This window comes from Flavobacterium sp. 21.1, from assembly GCF_057801535.1.
In genome coordinates this window covers 114,074-132,103 of the sequence record NZ_JBYNXA010000004.1, presented here as the reverse complement: position 1 = coordinate 132,103, position 18,030 = coordinate 114,074, and the positions used below count along the sequence as shown (strand labels likewise).

The window sequence follows — 18,030 nt, the reverse complement described above, 5'->3', positions numbered from 1 at the left end:
AGCTAATTAAAAAAACTTACTCCAATTCTTATTTCAGCAAATCGATAATGGATGCCTGCTGCGGAAACACCATTTTTAATTTTTCAATTTGTTCTGAGGTCGGAAGTTGTGAATCGCTTTTATCCCATGAAGGGGCCAGACTGCAACTCACAAAACCGTAACCCGGACCTAACAGCTCAGCACCAAACCACTGGTTGTGTGGAGCAATTGCCTGAAACTGCTGACCTTGATCCAAATCGCTACCTAAAGTCAGTGTTGAATAAATGCCGTCTTCCGAAAACATGTGAAGTTTGATTGCACTACCCTGATGGAAAAACCACTGTTCATCCTGATTAAGTGAATGTAATTTCAAAACTTCGCCTTCTTTCAGGAGGAAATAATTCATAGAATAGGCTTTTCTTTCCCCCACAAAACGTTCCGGTAATTCACTACTTTTAAACGTAAGATCACATTCCGGTCCGGGAGCAAGGTAACCGCCGATTCCCGTACGAACCATATTTAACTTTTCAATAAGCTCTTCCGCTTCCTTATCCGCATGCGGGAATCGCTTTGAGAAACACACGGTGATACCAATGATCTCACTGCCTCCTTTTTTTCGCAAAAGGCCTTTCTGGGTTACAATTTCCAAATCAGACATACCACCGTCAGTTGTCGGAACCTGAATGGTCTCATGAAAATTAAGCAATGGAATTCCGCTTGCCATAACCTGCTTGTCGTGGGCAACGTGCGCCTCGCGACTGTCACGTGTTCCAATAATATCCTCCTTTTTCTGACCCACTAATCTTGCAAAATTATCATTGACCCATAAAAAAACGGAATCATGATTTTTAATGCAAAAATAAACCCCATCCGTTTTGTCCAACACATCTCCGACACTCATTGGCGGTTCAGTGTTTAAGGGCATATCGTTGATATCGATCAGGTCGTTAATTTCTGCTTGATTCTTCATATTTGATCTCTTTTTCTGTGGAAGTCGTTTTTGTTTCTTTCAATAAATTATCCGCTAAATCCTGAGCCAGTGCTACCATAGTCATCGTCGGGTTCCAAGAACCGCTTGCCGGCCATAGGGCGCCGCCTGTAACATAAACATTCTCAACTCCGTTAGGACGATAATCCAAACCTACCACACCTTCGTCGTCTTTTCCGATATAAAGCGTTGAACCTTCATGCACTAATCCGCCTACTCTTCGCTGCGTAACCTGAGGACGCTCGCTTGTCCAAACGCCTTCATTTGGACTACCATGCCAGTATTCAACACCCTGGGCACCCGTTGGCGATAAGGCTTGCTCTAACATCTGGAATGTTCCGTCATCCATAGTATCCCACGTTTGAAGATCCATTTCTCCAGCTATTGCCTGAAGATTTACATTTGTGGTTGGATCACTTTGTCCGTTCAGACGTAAATAATTTTCAGAATTTCTAAAATCCATCTCCCCTAAAACAGCGCAAACGAAAACTAAGTAATCTTCTGAACTTGTAAGCTGTGCCATTGAAGCGGTAGCTACAACATCCGGCATATAACGGGCTGCCTTTTGCGCATTTTTCATCGGATTTTTATCCGACAGTACCGATAACTGCACATGATACTGCATGCCACTTTGTGCATTTACACCTGCCATATAGATAGCTGCCAATTCCAGTTCGCTCAACTGACTCGCGAAATCGTAATCTTTTCTCGGAACACGGGCCACCACTGACGTTATGAAATGCGCCGTGAATCGCTCTCCTGCTTTTTTAATTTGAGGGAAGGAATTCAACAATAATGTCGTTGGAGGTAAAGTTCCCATGGCTAAAATAACTTTCGCATCTCCGACATTTACAACGCCACGTGATGTCTCTAATGCAGTAGCCACTCCGTTTTGTTCGTGGATGCGGGTTACAACACAATCTCCTGCAATTTTTAAAGGACTTCCCAGACCTTTTTCACTTAATTCTGCCTGCTTATTAGCCAAATCCAGTAAAACCGAAGGCGTAGCGAATTTCGCAAAATCCAAACCTTGCTGCGCACCCGATCCCGCGGCTAACGGTGCTGGCATGCATCGTGTAGCTGAAGTGACTTTACTCAGATTATCCTGAAGCATCTTTTGAAGTTGTTTCTGCATCACGCTGTATACAGGGCGTTGTTGTGCCACGAAGCGCATTACTTCGGGACTTAGGTCACTATCGATCTGATCCGCAGGAATTACGTTCAGTAATTTTTCGGCTGATTCAAAATGCGCTCTTGCCGCATCAATGGTTTCCTGTGGCCAATACTTCATTTCTTCCTGAGTGGGTCTCGGACACCACGCGCTCCACATGATACTGCGTCCTCCAAAGAATGGAACCATACCGTGCTGGAACTGAATATTCCCGGCAGGCTGATTTGCTGTTTTGGAAGAAAGCGTCCATGGAAAAGTTTCAGACAATCCGCCTAATGTATGTTGGTACGGAATCGGTAAGTTTTGGAAATGTTCCGGTAAGAAAAACGGACCGCGTTCAAGGATCAGGATTTTTGATGTAGGTTTTTCACTTAAGATTCTTTCAGCAAAAGCCAGGGAACAAAATCCGCTTCCAATGATGATATAATCAAAATGGTCTTGTTCTCTGGTAGTTTTCCAATCGGTTTCAGAAAGGAAATAAATGTGATCCATCACCTTTTGCGGTGTTGGCGTTTGCGGTCCCGGTGTCGGAAATCCGTTTGCAAAATTTGGACTTGATGAAAATGATGTCATAAAATTAATAGTATTTGTTTTGTTAAATTTATATAAAAATATACAATTAAGAATAATTTTCTTACTTTTTTAAATAAAATTCAGATTAAGAAATGGTTATTATTATTTCGAAAAATCAATCAAAATAAACTTTCATTTTTTTTTGAAACTTCAAAAACTTATTTATATCTTTGACCTATGGAATTCAAAGAAGCAAAAAACAAATTCGTTCAGACCTGGGGTGCTTTAGGATCGCAATGGGGTATCAACAAAACAATGGCACAGATCCATGCCTTGTTAATGGTATCGAACGAGCCGGTTTCAATGGAAGACATCATGGAAGAATTGCAAATCTCCAGAGGAAATGCCAGCATGAATTTACGTGCCTTAATGGATTGGGGCATCGTATACAAAGAATTCAAAGCCGGCGAGCGTCGTGAATTTTTTACGGCCGAAAAAGATCTGGATGAATTGGCTGTTAAAATTTCAAAAGAACGAAGTAAACGTGAGATCAAACCAGCGTTGAAAGTACTAAAAGAGGTTTCGACTATCGATGCAAATGCTTCAGCAGAGGAAAAACACTTTGTGGAACAAACCAAAAAACTGTATGACTTTGTATTAAAAGCCGACAACGTTTTGGATAAAATAACAGAATACAAAGACAATTGGCTGGCACAGCTGTTTGTCAAGTTTATGAAGTAACCAATAGATCCAAAAATCTATTTTTTTCTGAAAAAGTTTCATTTTTTTCTGAAAGTTTAAAACAAACAATAAAATCTAAACACCATGACATTTTTAACTGCAAACTGGGAAAACCTTATCATGGCTAATTATGTGGTCAGCCCTGACAGTCTGGAGGCTTACCTTCCCATTGGCACCGAATTAGATTTATGGAACGGAAAATGCTATGTGAGCCTGGTCGGATTTCTGTTCAAAGACACAAAAGTGCTGGGTTTAAAAATTCCGAAGCACACGGATTTTGAGGAAGTCAACCTGCGGTTTTACGTAAAACGCTTTGAAAACGGAAACTGGAAACGCGGCGTCGTATTTGTGAAAGAAATCGTTCCGAAACATGCAATTACTTTCATCGCCAATACTTTATATAAAGAGCATTACGAAACCCAAACGATGGCACATCAGCATGAGTCAAAAGCCGAAGTGGTTACAGTAGGATATCAATGGCAAACCGGAAATCAAACACAATCGCTCGAGGTAAAGGCCTATGATTTCATGACCGACGTCGATCCGGAAAGTGAAGCGGAATTCATCATGGAGCACTATTTCGGTTATACGAGATTTAATGAAACTACAACATATGAATACGAAGTACAGCATCCAAAATGGAAACACTATTGCATCAAAAATTACACGATCAACATCGATTTTCAAAAAGTGTACGGCAACAGCTTCTCATTTTTAAACGACCTGCAGCCCGCTTCCGTTTTCCTGGCAGAAGGTTCTGAAATCCGCATTAATAACAAACGAAAAATAATGTCATGAACTACAACATCGCGGGATACCTTCTTTTTCTTTCCCTCATTGCGTTCATTGTGGTGAAAGTCGGACGCAGCTGTTATGAAAACGGCAATATTTTCGTAGCCGAATTACTTCCGAATCATGCAGATCTCTGTCAGCAAATCAATAAAATTTTATTGGTAGCTTACTATCTCGTGAATATCGGATACAGCGCTACAACGCTTGTCCTTTGGGAGAAGATCACTTCGCTTGAAATACTGATAGAAGTTCTTGCTTTAAAAGCGGCCATCATCATTAGTTTGTTATCCGTACTTCATTACTGCAATATTTATGTTCTTACCCATTACATTCAGAAACTAATCAAATAACATTTAAATACACCATTATGGAAACTTCAAAAATTCTTATCGCTTATGCCATTTACTTACCGGTAGCTTTATTTTTAACCTACTATGTTTCTAAAACCCTTTTCAAAAACGGTAAAATTTATATGCTGGACATTTTTAACGGACGTGAGGAAATCGCCCTTGCCACCAACAAACTTTTCGAAACCGGATTTTATCTGATGAATATCGGATTTGCCCTTTTGATTCTGGAAATGAACATTTACGACGATACGTATCAAAACATGATTGAAGAATTGAGCTATCAGATTGGAGGTTTCGCCATTTATCTTGGGGTTATGCTTTTCCTTAATTTGTATCTGTTTTTCAGAGGGAAACGCAAAGCGCGTGAAGCCAAAATCGCCGCCAACGTTTAATATTCGCTACAAATTCAATTCCGCACCGCTATGAAATTTCCCGAGATTAATTTTAAAAAAATAAAAGTCCGATTGCAACAAGGGGATTTTAAACAGCAAACTCAAATATTAAGTAAATTGATGATGTTCACAATACATTTCTCAACCTGTTTACTATTGTTAACTTGTTTGCTGGTAATTGCTAAGTTTTGGTTCGGATTTGAATTTGAACATTTTCCAACTTTAACTTATGTAGTTGTCTTATTACTTTTTTATGCCTTTTATTCTTTTATATTTGGCATAACCACGGTTACAGGGATATTGTTATTTTCATACATTTTAAAAAGGAACTTCAGCATAGAGATAATTAAGACAGCACTGTTTCTCAAACCGATTGCCATTAATTATATCCTTGTACTAATCACAATTTGCCTTACAGCATTCAGCAGTTATTAAACATTTAGAAAATGATCCTCCTTAAAAACATTGTATATATCAGACCTAAATCCATTGTGCTCTTTTGCATTGCCTTAGTCTGGTTCTGCAACGGATTTCTCTGCAAGGTCTTACATCTTGTTCCCCGACACGAGCAGATTGTTTCCGTTTTCTTCGGAAAAGAGATGGCTCATGAAATTACTATTCTAATTGGATTTTCAGAAATACTGATGGCGGTCTGGATTCTCAGTGGCGTAAGATCAAGACTCAACACTCTGATCCAAATCCTCATCATCGGAACCATGAATATTCTGGAATTTCTGTTTGCTTCCGATTTACTGCTTTGGGGGAAACTGAATCTTGTTTTCGCAATAGGATTTATGTTTTTCCTGTACTATCATGAATTCCATTCTAATAAAAATTAAGATGTTCAAATCACTGCAAAACCATCCGTTCCCGGTCGACGCCTTTTTCAAAAGTTCTGTCGTGCTGACATTTGCTGTTCCCAAAGAAGAACTTCAGGATTTAATACCCGAATGCCTGACATTGGACACATTCCAGGATAAATGGGCCTTTATCGCTGTGGCTATGGTAGAAACTTCTAACCTTAGACCAAAAGGTTTTCCAAGGTTTTTAGGCAATGATTTCTTTCTTGCCGGCTACCGGATTTTTGTGCGATACTCCAACAGTTCGGGGAAAAGACTCCGTGGGTTGTACATCCTTAAATCGGAAACGGACAAACTGAAAATGAAGCTCTTTGGCAATCTGTTCACGCATTATCATTACACTAAAATTGACATTGCGAAACAGGAAAGTGATGGCATGATTGTATATTGTTCTGAAAAATCAAAATTCAGATTCGCTTTTCACCAAAACGGACCTGAAATTGCGCTACCTGAAAACTCACCTTTTGCCGACTGGAAAGAAGCCCGACGGTTTGCAGGCCCGCTTCCCTTCACCTTCACATACAATCCGGAAAACAAAGAGGTCCTGATTATTGAAGGGATCCGAAAAAACTGGGATCCGAAACCAATTGAAGTCGTAACCCAACATTTCTCATTCATTGACGAACTGAAACTCAAAGATTGTGTTTTAGCAAACGCTTTTAAAATTGATAACATTCCGTATTCATGGAAAAAAGGAAAAACCGACCTATGGAAACCTTAAGAAAACCGTATCAGGGAGTTTGTAACATCTTCCGGTTCAACTGGCATTTTTATGCGGCTGCAATGGTGCTGACCTTTACCTTCTGGACTGGCGTTTTTTTCGTCTCAGGACCAGCAAAACCGATTCTTATTGGATTAGGAATCCTTTCTTTAATTCCGAGCTTCAGCTCTTTGTTGGTTTCCCATTACATCTACGATTTATCCGAATTATATCGTAATGAATGGCTGCAGCAATTGGGAATTGCCCCGGAAGACTGCATTGCCAATATCAGTGCCGGATTTGATGAAACCAGTGATTTATTGATTTGGAACTATCCGAAAGCCACGATCAGTCGCTTCGATTTTTATGATGCCGAAAAACATACGGAAATCGCCATTGAAAGAGCCCGAAAATTATACCCGCAAAATCCGTCAGCCATCAGAATTAAAAGTGACGCTATTACTTTGGAAAGCAATTCCCTGGATAAGATCATTGTGGTTTTTTCGGCTCACGAAATAAGAAACCCGCAAGAGCGTATCGATTTTCTCAAAGAACTCCAAAGGATTTTAAAGGAAAACGGCAGGCTTATCATTGTGGAACATTTAAGGGACTTTCCAAATTTTCTGGCATTTAATATCGGTTATTTTCATTTTTACAGTAAAAAGAACTGGCAACATTCCTTTGAAAAAGCCAATTTAAAACTGACAAAAGAATTCAAAACCACGCCATTCATCTCAACTTTTATCCTTAGAAAATAATATGGAAATTCACTTAAAAATTATTGGGATCTTTTTAATCAGCTTAGCTTTGATCCACGGCATATTTCCAAAATATTTCAACTGGAAAGAGGAGCTTTCTTCTTTAAGTCTGTTCAACAGACAAATGATGCAGGTGCACACTTTTTTCATTGCGCTTATGGTTTTGCTGATGGGTGTACTTTGTGTTTTTTCGGCTCATGATTTAACATCGACTGCCTTCGGAAGAAAAATCGCTCTGGGTTTGGGGATTTTTTGGTTTATCCGTATGATCATTCAATTTTTCGGTTATTCGCCGAAACTCTGGAAAGGAAAACCATTTGAAACCACTGTACATGTAGTTTTTTCAATTATCTGGATTTATCTGGCGGGCGTCTTTGGTATGATTTATTTCTATTAAACAAAAAAGACTGCCTTTTCAGACAGCCTCTTTCGAATCAACTTAAACTAGAACATTACCTTTTAATCAATTTTACTGTTTTAACAGCATCGTCTGTAGCTACTTTTACAAAGTAAGATCCGGATGCCAGTCCAGACATTGGAATAGCCGCAGTCATTGCGTTTACAGTTCTAACCATAACTTTTTGTCCTGTAACATTGAATACTTCTACATTAGAAATGGTTTGTGTGTTTTCAATGGTCAAGATATCAGTCACTGGGTTTGGATATACTTTCAGGTTTCTTAAATCAAAATCAACAGCGTCTAAAGTAAAATTTGCCTGAACTGCTAAACTTGTTGTACTTGCACAACCCGAAACGGTTTGAGTTGCATAGTAAACAACCCCATCTGCCAATGGCGTTGAAGCCGGTAGCGGACTTGTTGCGCTAGCCGCATTTGAGGCCGAAGCATACCAAACGATATTACTACCTGCTACCGAAAGATTAGCGAGTGTTTGACCAGATGTGTAATTTTGCGAAGCCACCCCTGTTGGTGCCGCGGTGGTATTTACCATCACAGTTGCCACGCTGGAATATCCAGACATCCCAGCCGAGCACGTAACTTTTAATCGATAGTACGTAGTGGTTGTGATAGTCGGTGTTGTCAAATTTGCATATGTAGTAGTTGCCACACCTTCATTTACCGGTGTTGTAAATGCTGCATCCGATGCAGATTCCCACTGATAGGTAATTCCACCTGCTATAGTATAACTGGTAGCTGAAATTATGGTACTGCCTGAAGTACATATTGTTGCTGACGCCGGTGTACTGTTTCCGCCCACAGCTGCTGTACAAACAGAAGTAAACTCATCTGCACCTATGTCCGGAGTCGCAGCATTTCTGGTTTGTCCATCAATATCGGTTGTAACTGCAGCGATAGGAGTACCTAAATTATCTAAAGCACTATTGCTTGCCCCTATCAAATGCAAATCAACATTAGAAGTAAAAACCGGCAATATGCTTACAGAGTTAGCATTACCTCCAAATGCCGTTATCATATCTGCCAATGTAGCTTTATCAGCACCAAGATATCCTAATGTATTTGCAAGTGTAGCATTTCCAGAAACATAATTATTGTTATTGATAGACGCAAACTGGGCATTATCTGTTGCAGTCGTATAAATAGCATATGATTTATCACCCGACGAAGTGGTGTTTTCGTAAGAATTCACCAAAATATTATTACGAATATTCAACCCAGTTCCTGTTGTTGCAATATAAATACATGCTGCCACACCGGAAGTTGTATTAGCACTATTTCCTGAGTGAGAACCAAAAAGATGAATGGTGTTATTATATAGAGAAACACCAGCTCCTAAGGCTGTAGCATTACCAATTGAAATACCTATTGTTGAGGCACCTCCTAAAGCAGATCCTTGGGAATTATAAATATCCGAAATCATGTTATTACTCGCAATTGTTCCATCACCTAATATCGAGATTCCTCTCGCACCATAAGCACCTGTAGATGTGTTCGCCACTCCAGTAATGGTATTCCCCGTAATTACAGCATTGGTATTCCCTGCCGTGGTCATAAAAATCCCGGCAACACTGTTTGTCGCGGTAAGGTTTGCAATTGACTTAATGTCTTTTATAGTATTATTCGATACTGTAATTCCTGTAGTATTATTTAACATAATTCCTCCTGCATAGACAAAAGGTGATATTGCCGTGTTTGTTGAAACCTTTTGAACAGTGTTATTACTGACAACCCCATTCGATTCAGCGGCTACTGTTATACCGGTAACGCCAAGTGCATTAGTAGTTGTTCCGCAGACATTCTGGGTAATAAGTGTTCCCGTCTGTGAAGTTCCCGAACCTAAAATTTCAATACCGTTTTTCGCCAAAGAGATTAGATTATTTCGGTAAGTATTTCCAGAGTTGGGCGTTTCGGCATATGTAATTGTACTTCCACAAGATATAATTGCTGTACGGGTTGAAGTAGACGCATTTTGCCCTGTCACTACCGTATTTTTAATCGTGTTGTTGGTAGCCCCAGCCAATGTAGTACTGGCCAACCATATTACAACACTTAGTGTACCGGTGTTTGTATTCACAACCGTTAAATCACGAGTTGTCGTACCGTTATTTGAACCATCGATGGTTACATAATCGGCACCGTTTAATTTCAAAATAGCCGAAGTATTACTTCCTGTAATAGTAGACGTAACGCCTGAAGCCGGCTTAATGGTTAAAGTGTTAACTGCACTCGCATCCGCATTTTGCTGGATTGTAATTGGAAAAGTTTCTGAAGCACTGTAAGTTGCGTCAGTTAACGAAAATGTAACCGGGCCTCCCAAACATTTTGTATTATAATCAGCAACAGCAGCCGTTAACGTTGCATATCTACCTCCAGCTCCAACTGTATAAACACCTCCCATCGGAGTTACAAGCACAGTCGGCGAAGTTGGCGAAGTTGCCGCCACCGGAGGATTGGCTGTCAATCCTGCAGCACCAACCGAAGGATATACAGACACATTAGGAGTCGCGACAGCATCCTGGGCAACCACATAATAACTAAGAACATCACCTGGAACACTTCCGGCACCTATTGTAAAATTATAAACACCAGACCCCATAGACGTTCCTGTTGCCGCAACATAAACACCAGAATTTATTCTCCAGTAAGCAACCGGCAATCCAACTCCAACTGTAGGCACACCAGTAGCATCTGTAATCGTTGCTGAAACCGTTCTGCTACCCGCAGCACATGCAGTATCCGGAGTAAGTGCAATACTAGGACCAGTCACATCTAATGCCACTCCTGCAAACTCATCCGCACCGATATCAGGAGTGGATGCATTTCTGGTATCCCCATCAAAATCATCCGTTACCAAAACTACGCTCGTACCAGCGCTTTCAATTTGTGTAGGTGTTGTCGTGTTGATATGTAAATAATTCGGATCAGTACCTATCATGCTCACAAAGGTTGGATTTTCAGATACTGAAGAACTTTCGCGCGGAATTGCTCTTGCTTTATAATCAGCTAAAGTTGTATCGAAGTTAGTTCCATCATAATAAATAGTACTTGCATACAACAAGTTATTATTCGAGCCCGAAGCATAATTCGTCATATTCACATTTCTTCTGTAGGCTACCGATTTACCTGCACCTGCGAATCCTGAAGTATTAACCAAAATATTATTTTTCACTGTAATTACAACATACTGTCCAGCATAAAGCGCAGCTGATCCGAAATCCGTAACAGCCGGAGCAATTGCATTTAGCACAACAGTGTTATTGAATACGTTTGCCGGGCCCGAACCTCCAATATTAATCCCGACGATAGCAGTAGAGATATTAACTGATGCACGAAAATCACCGATAATATTGTTGTAAATATCCAGTTGCCCAACCGCAGTGGCCACAATACCTATAACAGCAGCCCCGGCAGGAGTACCTGTACCACCTTCGAAATTATACAACTTGTTTTTATAAATCGAATGTGTTCCGCTAAGAATTTCAATTCCGTAAATCGCTTGAGAACCTGTTACTTTAAGCGCTTTTAGTGTGTTACCAAAAATACGGTTTGTACCGTTTGCAGTCGTTATCCCTTTAATTGTTCCTAAAGTTGTATTGACATTCGAAATAGTATTTCCTGAAACACTTTGATTTCCGTTTGCCAGATTAATTCCGATAAAAGCCCCTGAGTTTCCATTGAAATTTGAAATAGTATTACCTGCAACACTGTTAACAGTAGCGCTATTACTATTGGCAACGCTTAAAATTGTAACTGCCCCTGCATCTGCCGTAATATTATTAAATACGTTCCCCGTAACCGTTTTAGCCGCTCCGAAAGGAGATGTAGCCGAGCCAGCTTTGGAGATCCATCCAGCAATTACCGTAGAACCCGAAACCGTAACATTGGAAAAATCATTATTGATGTTATTTTCTACAGCACTGGTTGGTGTTGTTGCACCTATACTCGTATAAAAGGTTACCGTCCCTCCCGAATTGTTTTTAGTAAAAGTTCCGACAATTTTATTGTTGTTTACATTACAAACAGAATTCGCCGGCTTAACCGGATCATTAAAAATGAAATTAAACGCACCGGTGGTTCCTGCCGTTAAATTTGTAAATTTATTATCATTCACATTGGTGTTTAAGGCCGATGTACCAACAGAAATCACTGTTATCCCTGCAGTAGGAACCGTAGTCACGGGCGTAAGGCTATGCCCGCAGTCCATAAAATCGTTGTTATTGATATTTAATGTTGAAGTAGCTGTACTCGTTGAAGCCTCACTGGAAATACCCACAACGCCACCGGCTGCTGAGCCGTTTCTCAAAGAAATTATATTATAATTAATCGAATTTGTAAATGTTCCTACAGGAATAGTATTAAAATTATAAATATAAACCCCTCTCAAGGCTCCTGATGTGGTACCTCCGTTCGAGCTCGTTATCGTATTGTAGGATACATTACTATTTTTCGTATTCTTTATGGCGATACCTGATACTACTCCAACGGCTACATTCTGATAAGCAGAAAATGTTCCGGTAGAACCAAAATTAATTATAGTATTTGCAGTAGTTGCATCGGCACCACCAATATCTAATCCGTCGTTGATATCCGATGCAGCGATTGGTCCGACTATCGAAATTCCATTGTTCACATCGGTAATCGTATTTCCATAAATTTTTGTATTGTGATTCCCTCCAGTAGCTCCGGTGGCTGAAGCTGCAGTTAATGGTGATGCTGCCGTATGAGTGGAGTTACTGTAAATACCAAAACTGTTTTGATACGTTCTGTTCAAATCAATCGTGTTATTTTTTATCGTAATATTTTGACAACCGTTGGTAACTGAAGCATATAATAACGCTACACCCCATTCCGTCATATTATTTGTCCCTGCCGTTGTAGTTGTATTGGCTGCATTTTCCAACATGGTAAAGCCCTGCAGCTTAACAAAATCGGCACCTACAAATTTAAAGATAGCATCATCCAGAGCTCCTGAAACAAGTGCCGGAGAAGCTGTAATGGAACTTCCAACGCCTTCAATGGTAATTGTGTTCGCCACTGATCCTTCTGCTGTGATTACGTAACCACCAATTGGAGCTGTTTCATTTCCTGTCAATGTAATCACTACCGGGCTGGTGATGGTGGCACCGTTAAGCGCTGTAATAGCTGTTGCCAGATCCGGATAGGTTGCATTTAATCCCGAACCTCCGTTAGTGGTCACTTGGGCTATACCTGTAACTGATGCAAAAACAGTCAACAAAGCACCCAAAACCAATGAAGAATGATTTTTTTCCTGTCGGTTATCCTTAAACAATCCTTTATCAAATAATGGATTACCTAAACATTTTCCCGTAAATACAGAATTTAAAAATGAAAGAATTCTCTCTTTTTTCAAGAAATTGTAGTTTTTGTCCATAAAACATTTTTTGGTTAATCAAGTAACGAAACTACTGAGAATTACCATCTTAAAAAATTTTATTTCCCAAAAAAATAGCATTTCATCCCATATATAACAATATTTTTAAAAAACATCATTTTTAACTAAAAAATAAAACTAATCACAATGAAGAGGAAAACAAACCGAAATCTTTTCAACAAAAAAGAGAAGTTTCAACGATTAACAGAATGTAAAAACTTTCTGAAATCATACCTATAAACAACGGTTATTTCATCCAGCCGGTTTCCCTTACAGACCTGAAGAATCATACTCAAGCACCAAAAAAAAACCGTCTGAATCATCAGACGGCCCCAAAAAAAAGGATAAACTACAACCTTACTTTCTAATAACTTTTACTGTTTTGACAGCCTCTTCAGTTGCTACTTTCACAAAATAAGTTCCTGCCGCAAATTCAGACATTGATATCGTCGTTGTCATTGAATTAGCCGATTTGGAGAATACTTTTTGCGAAGCGATATTGAATACTTCAACATTGATGATCGTTTCTGAATTCTCTATCAATAAAATATCACTTACCGGGTTTGGATAGAATTTCAAATTGCTCAAGACAAAATCTTTTACACCTAAAGTAACTGTAGCTGTAACTGCTAAAGAAGAAGTACTGGTACATCCGCCAACTGTTTGTGTTGCATAATAAACATTTCCGCTAACTAACTGCGTGCCGGCAGCAATCGCATTGGTTCCTGCTAATGCATCCGCCGATGTCGGATACCAGATAATATTAGATCCGCTCGCTACCAAATCTTCAATAGTAGCATCAGAAGGAGAAGCAACCGAAATTGTCTGAGTTGATAAACCTATTGGTGCCCCTACCACATTAACGGTTACAGAAACAACCAACCTCGGGCTCTCACATCCTGAAATCGTTTGAGTTACATAATAATTTCCTGTCGACAAAGCCGCAGTTGTTGCTAATGCCGATCCACCTGCTGCACCAGCGTACCACTGGATTCCCGTGCCTGCTGCCAATAAATCCGCCACAGTTGCTGCAGTACAGAACGTTTGTGCAGAAGCAGTCGGCTGAGCTGTAGTATTTACAGTTACTAAAACCGGTAATCTCGGACTCTCACATCCCGAAATTGTTTGCGTAACATAATAAGTATTTGTAGATAATGCATCCGTGGATAACAACGCTGAACCACCTGTTGCGTCAGCATACCATTTAATACCAGTTCCCGTCGCTGTCAAATTCGCTACGGTAGCACCATTACACACTGTTTGTGCCGTAGCAGTTGGCTGAGAAACACCTATTGTTACCGTCACTGGAGTCGTACTTACCACACATCCCGCTGATGTTAATGTAGCCGTATAGGTAGTAGTTGCGGTTGGCGTCACGGAAAGATTGTTTCCAGTTCCAACCACTGTTGTTCCGTCTGACCAAGAATAATCCGCTACGTTTACCGGTAATGCGGAAACAATTTTAATGTTATCAATATACCAACCCTGATAGGTCGTGCTGGCATTGGTTGTATATCTGAATCGGATTTTAAATTGTGATGTTAAAGCCGAGGTTGGAATCGCAATAACTTCATTTTGCCATAAGGCATTTGTAGGCACTGTCGTTGACCCCGTAATTGCGGAAGTCCAGTTTGCATAACTTCTTGTTGAAAAACATACTGCGTTGTTGAATAAGATTCCCCCTCCGGAATAACTTCCAACAGGGAATGAATTCCACGTAGCTCCTCCATCAGAAGAATACTGTACATACCCAAAATCAGTACCAGCTACACTACCTTCCAATGCAGCAACATGTGAAAATATCAAAAAGGCCTGAGGTGTTGTACTCAAATCAACATTCGCGGCAGAACTTGCATTTACATCTGCATTAGCTGAAGTTGTATAAAAACGCAAACAAGCCGTACCGTTAGATCCAAGTGTTGTAATTCTTGTCATTGTCGGCGTACCTGCAACCGATCCTGATGTAAACTCTGTCATGCCTGTTTCAAATGACGCGGTAAAAGCCGTATTTTGAGGCGCCACAGCAGCCGTTAAAACAACACTGCTTCCAGATGAACAAAGCAAACTTGACGAAGCCGTTGCTGAAGCCGTTGAACCTAAGAAAGGCTGATCTTTATAAGCTGCTCCCACCAACATTTTTTCAGTTATGCCATCAGAAGCAAAAACATTCCATGTAACATTTGCATTACCCGGAACAGCCGCGGGAATTACCGCAGTGAATGTTGATGTAGTTCCTGCAGTTACAGTCCCTCCTGTCATCACAATCGGATTTTGAGCTATACCATTAAAAGAATATTTCACAACTACAGATGTAATAGCATTTCCTCCGGCCGTAACATTTGCAGTAACCGTTCTGCTCACTGCCACACATTGGTTTCCAGTTGGTGTAATAGCAATACTGTTTAATGCTACAACGGTAAGTGGAGTACCCACAAACTCGTCCGCTCCAATATCAGGAGTAGAAACACTTCTGGTATTTCCGTCAAAATCCTCAGTAACCGATGCTATAGTCGCCCCAGCACTTTCGATTTGTGTAGGGGTTGTCGGATTGACATGTAAATAAGTAACGTCTGATCCTGTTGTGCTCAAAAAGTTTGGATTTTCGTTTACAGAAAGACCGTCACGGCTATTTCCTAATCTGATTCTAAAATAATCTAACGACGCATCTGTATTCAGACCATCAGTATAAATAGCTGTACCGTAAAACAAGTTATTGTTGGATGATGCATCATAAGCTGTAAGCGATGCTTTTCTAAACACTACAGACACACCTGTTCCGGTCGCTGCCGAAGTATTGACCAAAATATTGTTACGCATGGTTAATGCTGGAGTAGCCCCAATACTAACAGCACTTGAGCCAAAATTAGCACTTGTACTGGTAGCGTTCAGCATAACCGTATTATTGTATAAATTTAAACCGGATATAATACCGTTTGTCCCATTAATACCTACCACCTGGTTAGGCGGACCACCTGTAAAGTTTGACACAGATGCCGTTAAGTTCCCGATGATGTTATTATACACATTGTGAGTCGATCCACCGGTGAAATTCATACCGTACACCGCAGAAGTCCCTGTCACTGCAGTACTTAATCCGTAGACTTTATTTTTGAAAATATTATTGGTCGTCCCTCCGGCTACATATATAGCATAGATAGAAGTTCCCCCGGAAAATGAATTAATAACATTACCGGTCATCTCATTTACGTTCCCTGCATTCAATCTAAGTCCGTAAATTGCACCGGTTCCCACAGGAGCAAGCGTAAAATTATTCACAATATTACTACGGAATACTTTATTTCCAGTTGCATTGGGGCTACTATAAATAGCGTACATGTTTTGACTGGAAGTTGTAGACGAATCAAAATTAGTAAGTGTATTATTGGTAAAAGTTTCTGATACTGTACCACTATTATTGGAAAAGATTCCTGCAAAAACACTTGAGCTGTTTGTAGCCGTCGATCTCAAACCATTAACAACATTGGAATCAAACGTCACATTCACAGGTGCCGCACAATCGATCCCATATAAAATCCCCCCAGTGTTTCTTGTGATAGTATCCACCACATTATTAGTACAATTTAATGTAGTCGCGGAACCTGCGAAAATACCATGAATTTCTCCGGTAGTACTAGTACCTGTTAAATTCCTGACTGTATTACCGTTAATATTGATCGTATTAGAACCTGAACCGAGTACCGATTGATTATTTATACCATATATAGACCCTGAAGAAGACGTCAGCGAAACATTGGAAATTGTATTGTTACTAACATTACAAGTAGCAGTTGCAGCAGTTGAAACATTTAGGTAGATACCACTGAAAGCACCCGGTGAAGTTCCCGTCAGCGTTAATGTTCCGCCACCTAAACTGTCTGAATATCCAATAGTATTATTGGTAATTTGCACATTATCTCCACTCCCTGAATTAGAAAAATGAATACCATACATACTCCCGGCTGCAATAAATGTGCGGACACCAGTCTGATAAATTTTATTATTGGTTATCGTCCAATCCGTACTTCCGGCAGCAGCAGAAATCGCAGCACATCCTCCTGAAAGAAAGTAATCATACAAATTACATCCGGTGATAGTTATACCGCTGTTGTTAGCTGCAACAGAGGATGTAGAACCACTTGAGAAAATTAATTTGGTAGGAAGATTAGTTCCTGCGGGACCAATATTACAGTTTGAAATCGTATTCCCATCGTTACCTGTTGTTGTTCCTGTACTAAAGAAAATCACTCCTCCTCCTTGCACGGCAAGATTCATCCAACCCGAACCTAACACTGTACAATTGGTTATTGTATTGTTAGTTGCATCCCCCATGAACTTGATTGTTGAAACTCCAACAGTATTTGTCGCGTTTGTATTGGTAATTGTCAATCCGTTACCTCCGGCATTTAATCCGTTAATGGTAACATTATCAGCACCATCCAATCGAATCAGTTCGGATGCTAAATCACCAGAAATGGTCCAGGTCCCACCGTTTGGAGTGATGGTTACCGATGCCCAATCCCCTGCGCCAAGCGAAGCAATCCCTGTTTCGTTTGTATTACCTGTTACGGTAATAACAATATTTGCCCCGGTTTGTGAAGTGCCGATAGTTGAAAAAGCAGCACCCAACGTCGGGTAACTGGCATTACCGGTAACTGCACCGGAAACCGTAACCTGACCCTGAACATTTAAAACACTGAAAAACAAAAAGAAAAGCAAAATCGTCAGCTTTTGCAGTTTGATCTGAAGTCCAACAAATTTTGCAAGCTCCATAATGTATTTTTTATACATAAAAACATTATTTAATTTCGGCGGCGAAACTACTGAGAATTACCATTGTAAAAAATTTTATTTCCCTAAAAAACAACATTTCATCCCATTTATAACAATGTTTTAAAAAAACTGCATTTTTTCATTAAACCTTATACTCAGATAAGCGGATTCATTTAAATAAACAAGAAAAAAACCCGAATCATCAT

The 18,030-nt window shown here is 40.0% G+C and carries 12 protein-coding genes; 8 read left to right on the top strand and 4 right to left on the bottom strand.

Annotated features, from left to right (window positions below; genetic code table 11):
- Positions 1 to 28: 28 nt before the first annotated feature.
- Entirely contained in the window at positions 29 to 949 is a 921-nt protein-coding gene (locus tag AC3E9U_RS09965) for a cupin domain-containing protein (RefSeq protein ID WP_488746771.1), read from the bottom strand.
- Complete coding sequence (locus tag AC3E9U_RS09960; RefSeq protein ID WP_488746770.1) at positions 927 to 2,711, bottom strand: GMC oxidoreductase; 1,785 nt, start codon at positions 2,709 to 2,711, stop codon at positions 927 to 929. Before AC3E9U_RS09960 ends, AC3E9U_RS09965 begins: the two co-directional genes overlap by 23 nt.
- A gap of 177 nt (positions 2,712 to 2,888) precedes the next feature.
- Between AC3E9U_RS09960 and AC3E9U_RS09955 the strand changes: the two genes are divergently transcribed.
- The 8 genes from AC3E9U_RS09955 (at position 2,889) to AC3E9U_RS09920 (ending at position 7,641) form a co-directional block, all read left to right on the top strand.
- Positions 2,889 to 3,392: a GbsR/MarR family transcriptional regulator gene (locus AC3E9U_RS09955; RefSeq protein WP_488746769.1), complete on the top strand. Its 504-nt coding sequence runs from the start codon at positions 2,889 to 2,891 to the stop codon at positions 3,390 to 3,392.
- A gap of 84 nt (positions 3,393 to 3,476) precedes the next feature.
- Positions 3,477 to 4,190 (top strand): YqjF family protein, encoded by a 714-nt coding sequence (locus AC3E9U_RS09950; RefSeq protein ID WP_488746768.1) that lies wholly within the window; start codon positions 3,477 to 3,479, stop codon positions 4,188 to 4,190.
- Entirely contained in the window at positions 4,187 to 4,534 is a 348-nt protein-coding gene (locus AC3E9U_RS09945) for a hypothetical protein (RefSeq protein WP_488746767.1), read from the top strand. The genes AC3E9U_RS09950 and AC3E9U_RS09945 overlap by 4 nt, the downstream gene beginning before the upstream one ends.
- Positions 4,535 to 4,551: 17 nt before the next feature.
- On the top strand, positions 4,552 to 4,926 hold the full coding sequence (locus AC3E9U_RS09940; protein ID WP_488746766.1) for a hypothetical protein: 375 nt from the start codon (positions 4,552 to 4,554) through the stop codon (positions 4,924 to 4,926).
- Between the two features lie 446 nt (positions 4,927 to 5,372).
- Positions 5,373 to 5,765 carry a DoxX-like family protein gene (locus AC3E9U_RS09935; protein WP_488746765.1) on the top strand — a complete coding sequence of 131 codons (393 nt, stop codon included), beginning with the start codon at positions 5,373 to 5,375 and terminating at the stop codon, positions 5,763 to 5,765.
- A gap of 1 nt (position 5,766) precedes the next feature.
- Positions 5,767 to 6,507, top strand: a complete 741-nt coding sequence (locus AC3E9U_RS09930; RefSeq protein WP_488746764.1) for a DUF2071 domain-containing protein — start codon at positions 5,767 to 5,769, stop codon at positions 6,505 to 6,507.
- The gene (locus AC3E9U_RS09925) at positions 6,495 to 7,244 is read left to right on the top strand and encodes a class I SAM-dependent methyltransferase (RefSeq protein WP_488746763.1); all 750 of its coding nucleotides are present in this window, start codon (positions 6,495 to 6,497) and stop codon (positions 7,242 to 7,244) included. The genes AC3E9U_RS09930 and AC3E9U_RS09925 overlap by 13 nt, the downstream gene beginning before the upstream one ends.
- A gap of 1 nt (position 7,245) precedes the next feature.
- The gene (locus AC3E9U_RS09920; protein ID WP_488746762.1) at positions 7,246 to 7,641 is read left to right on the top strand and encodes a hypothetical protein; all 396 of its coding nucleotides are present in this window, start codon (positions 7,246 to 7,248) and stop codon (positions 7,639 to 7,641) included.
- Positions 7,642 to 7,696: 55 nt separating this feature from the next.
- Here AC3E9U_RS09920 and AC3E9U_RS09915 read toward each other — a convergent pair whose 3' ends face one another.
- Together AC3E9U_RS09915 and AC3E9U_RS09910 are read right to left on the bottom strand one after the other, a co-directional pair.
- A complete protein-coding gene (locus AC3E9U_RS09915) occupies positions 7,697 to 13,054 on the bottom strand; it encodes a T9SS type A sorting domain-containing protein (RefSeq protein WP_488746761.1) in 5,358 nt (1,785 codons plus the stop codon).
- A 357-nt stretch (positions 13,055 to 13,411) separates the two neighbouring features.
- Positions 13,412 to 17,824 (bottom strand): Ig-like domain-containing protein, encoded by a 4,413-nt coding sequence (locus AC3E9U_RS09910; RefSeq protein WP_488746760.1) that lies wholly within the window; start codon positions 17,822 to 17,824, stop codon positions 13,412 to 13,414.
- Between the last annotated feature and the right edge of the window lie 206 nt (positions 17,825 to 18,030).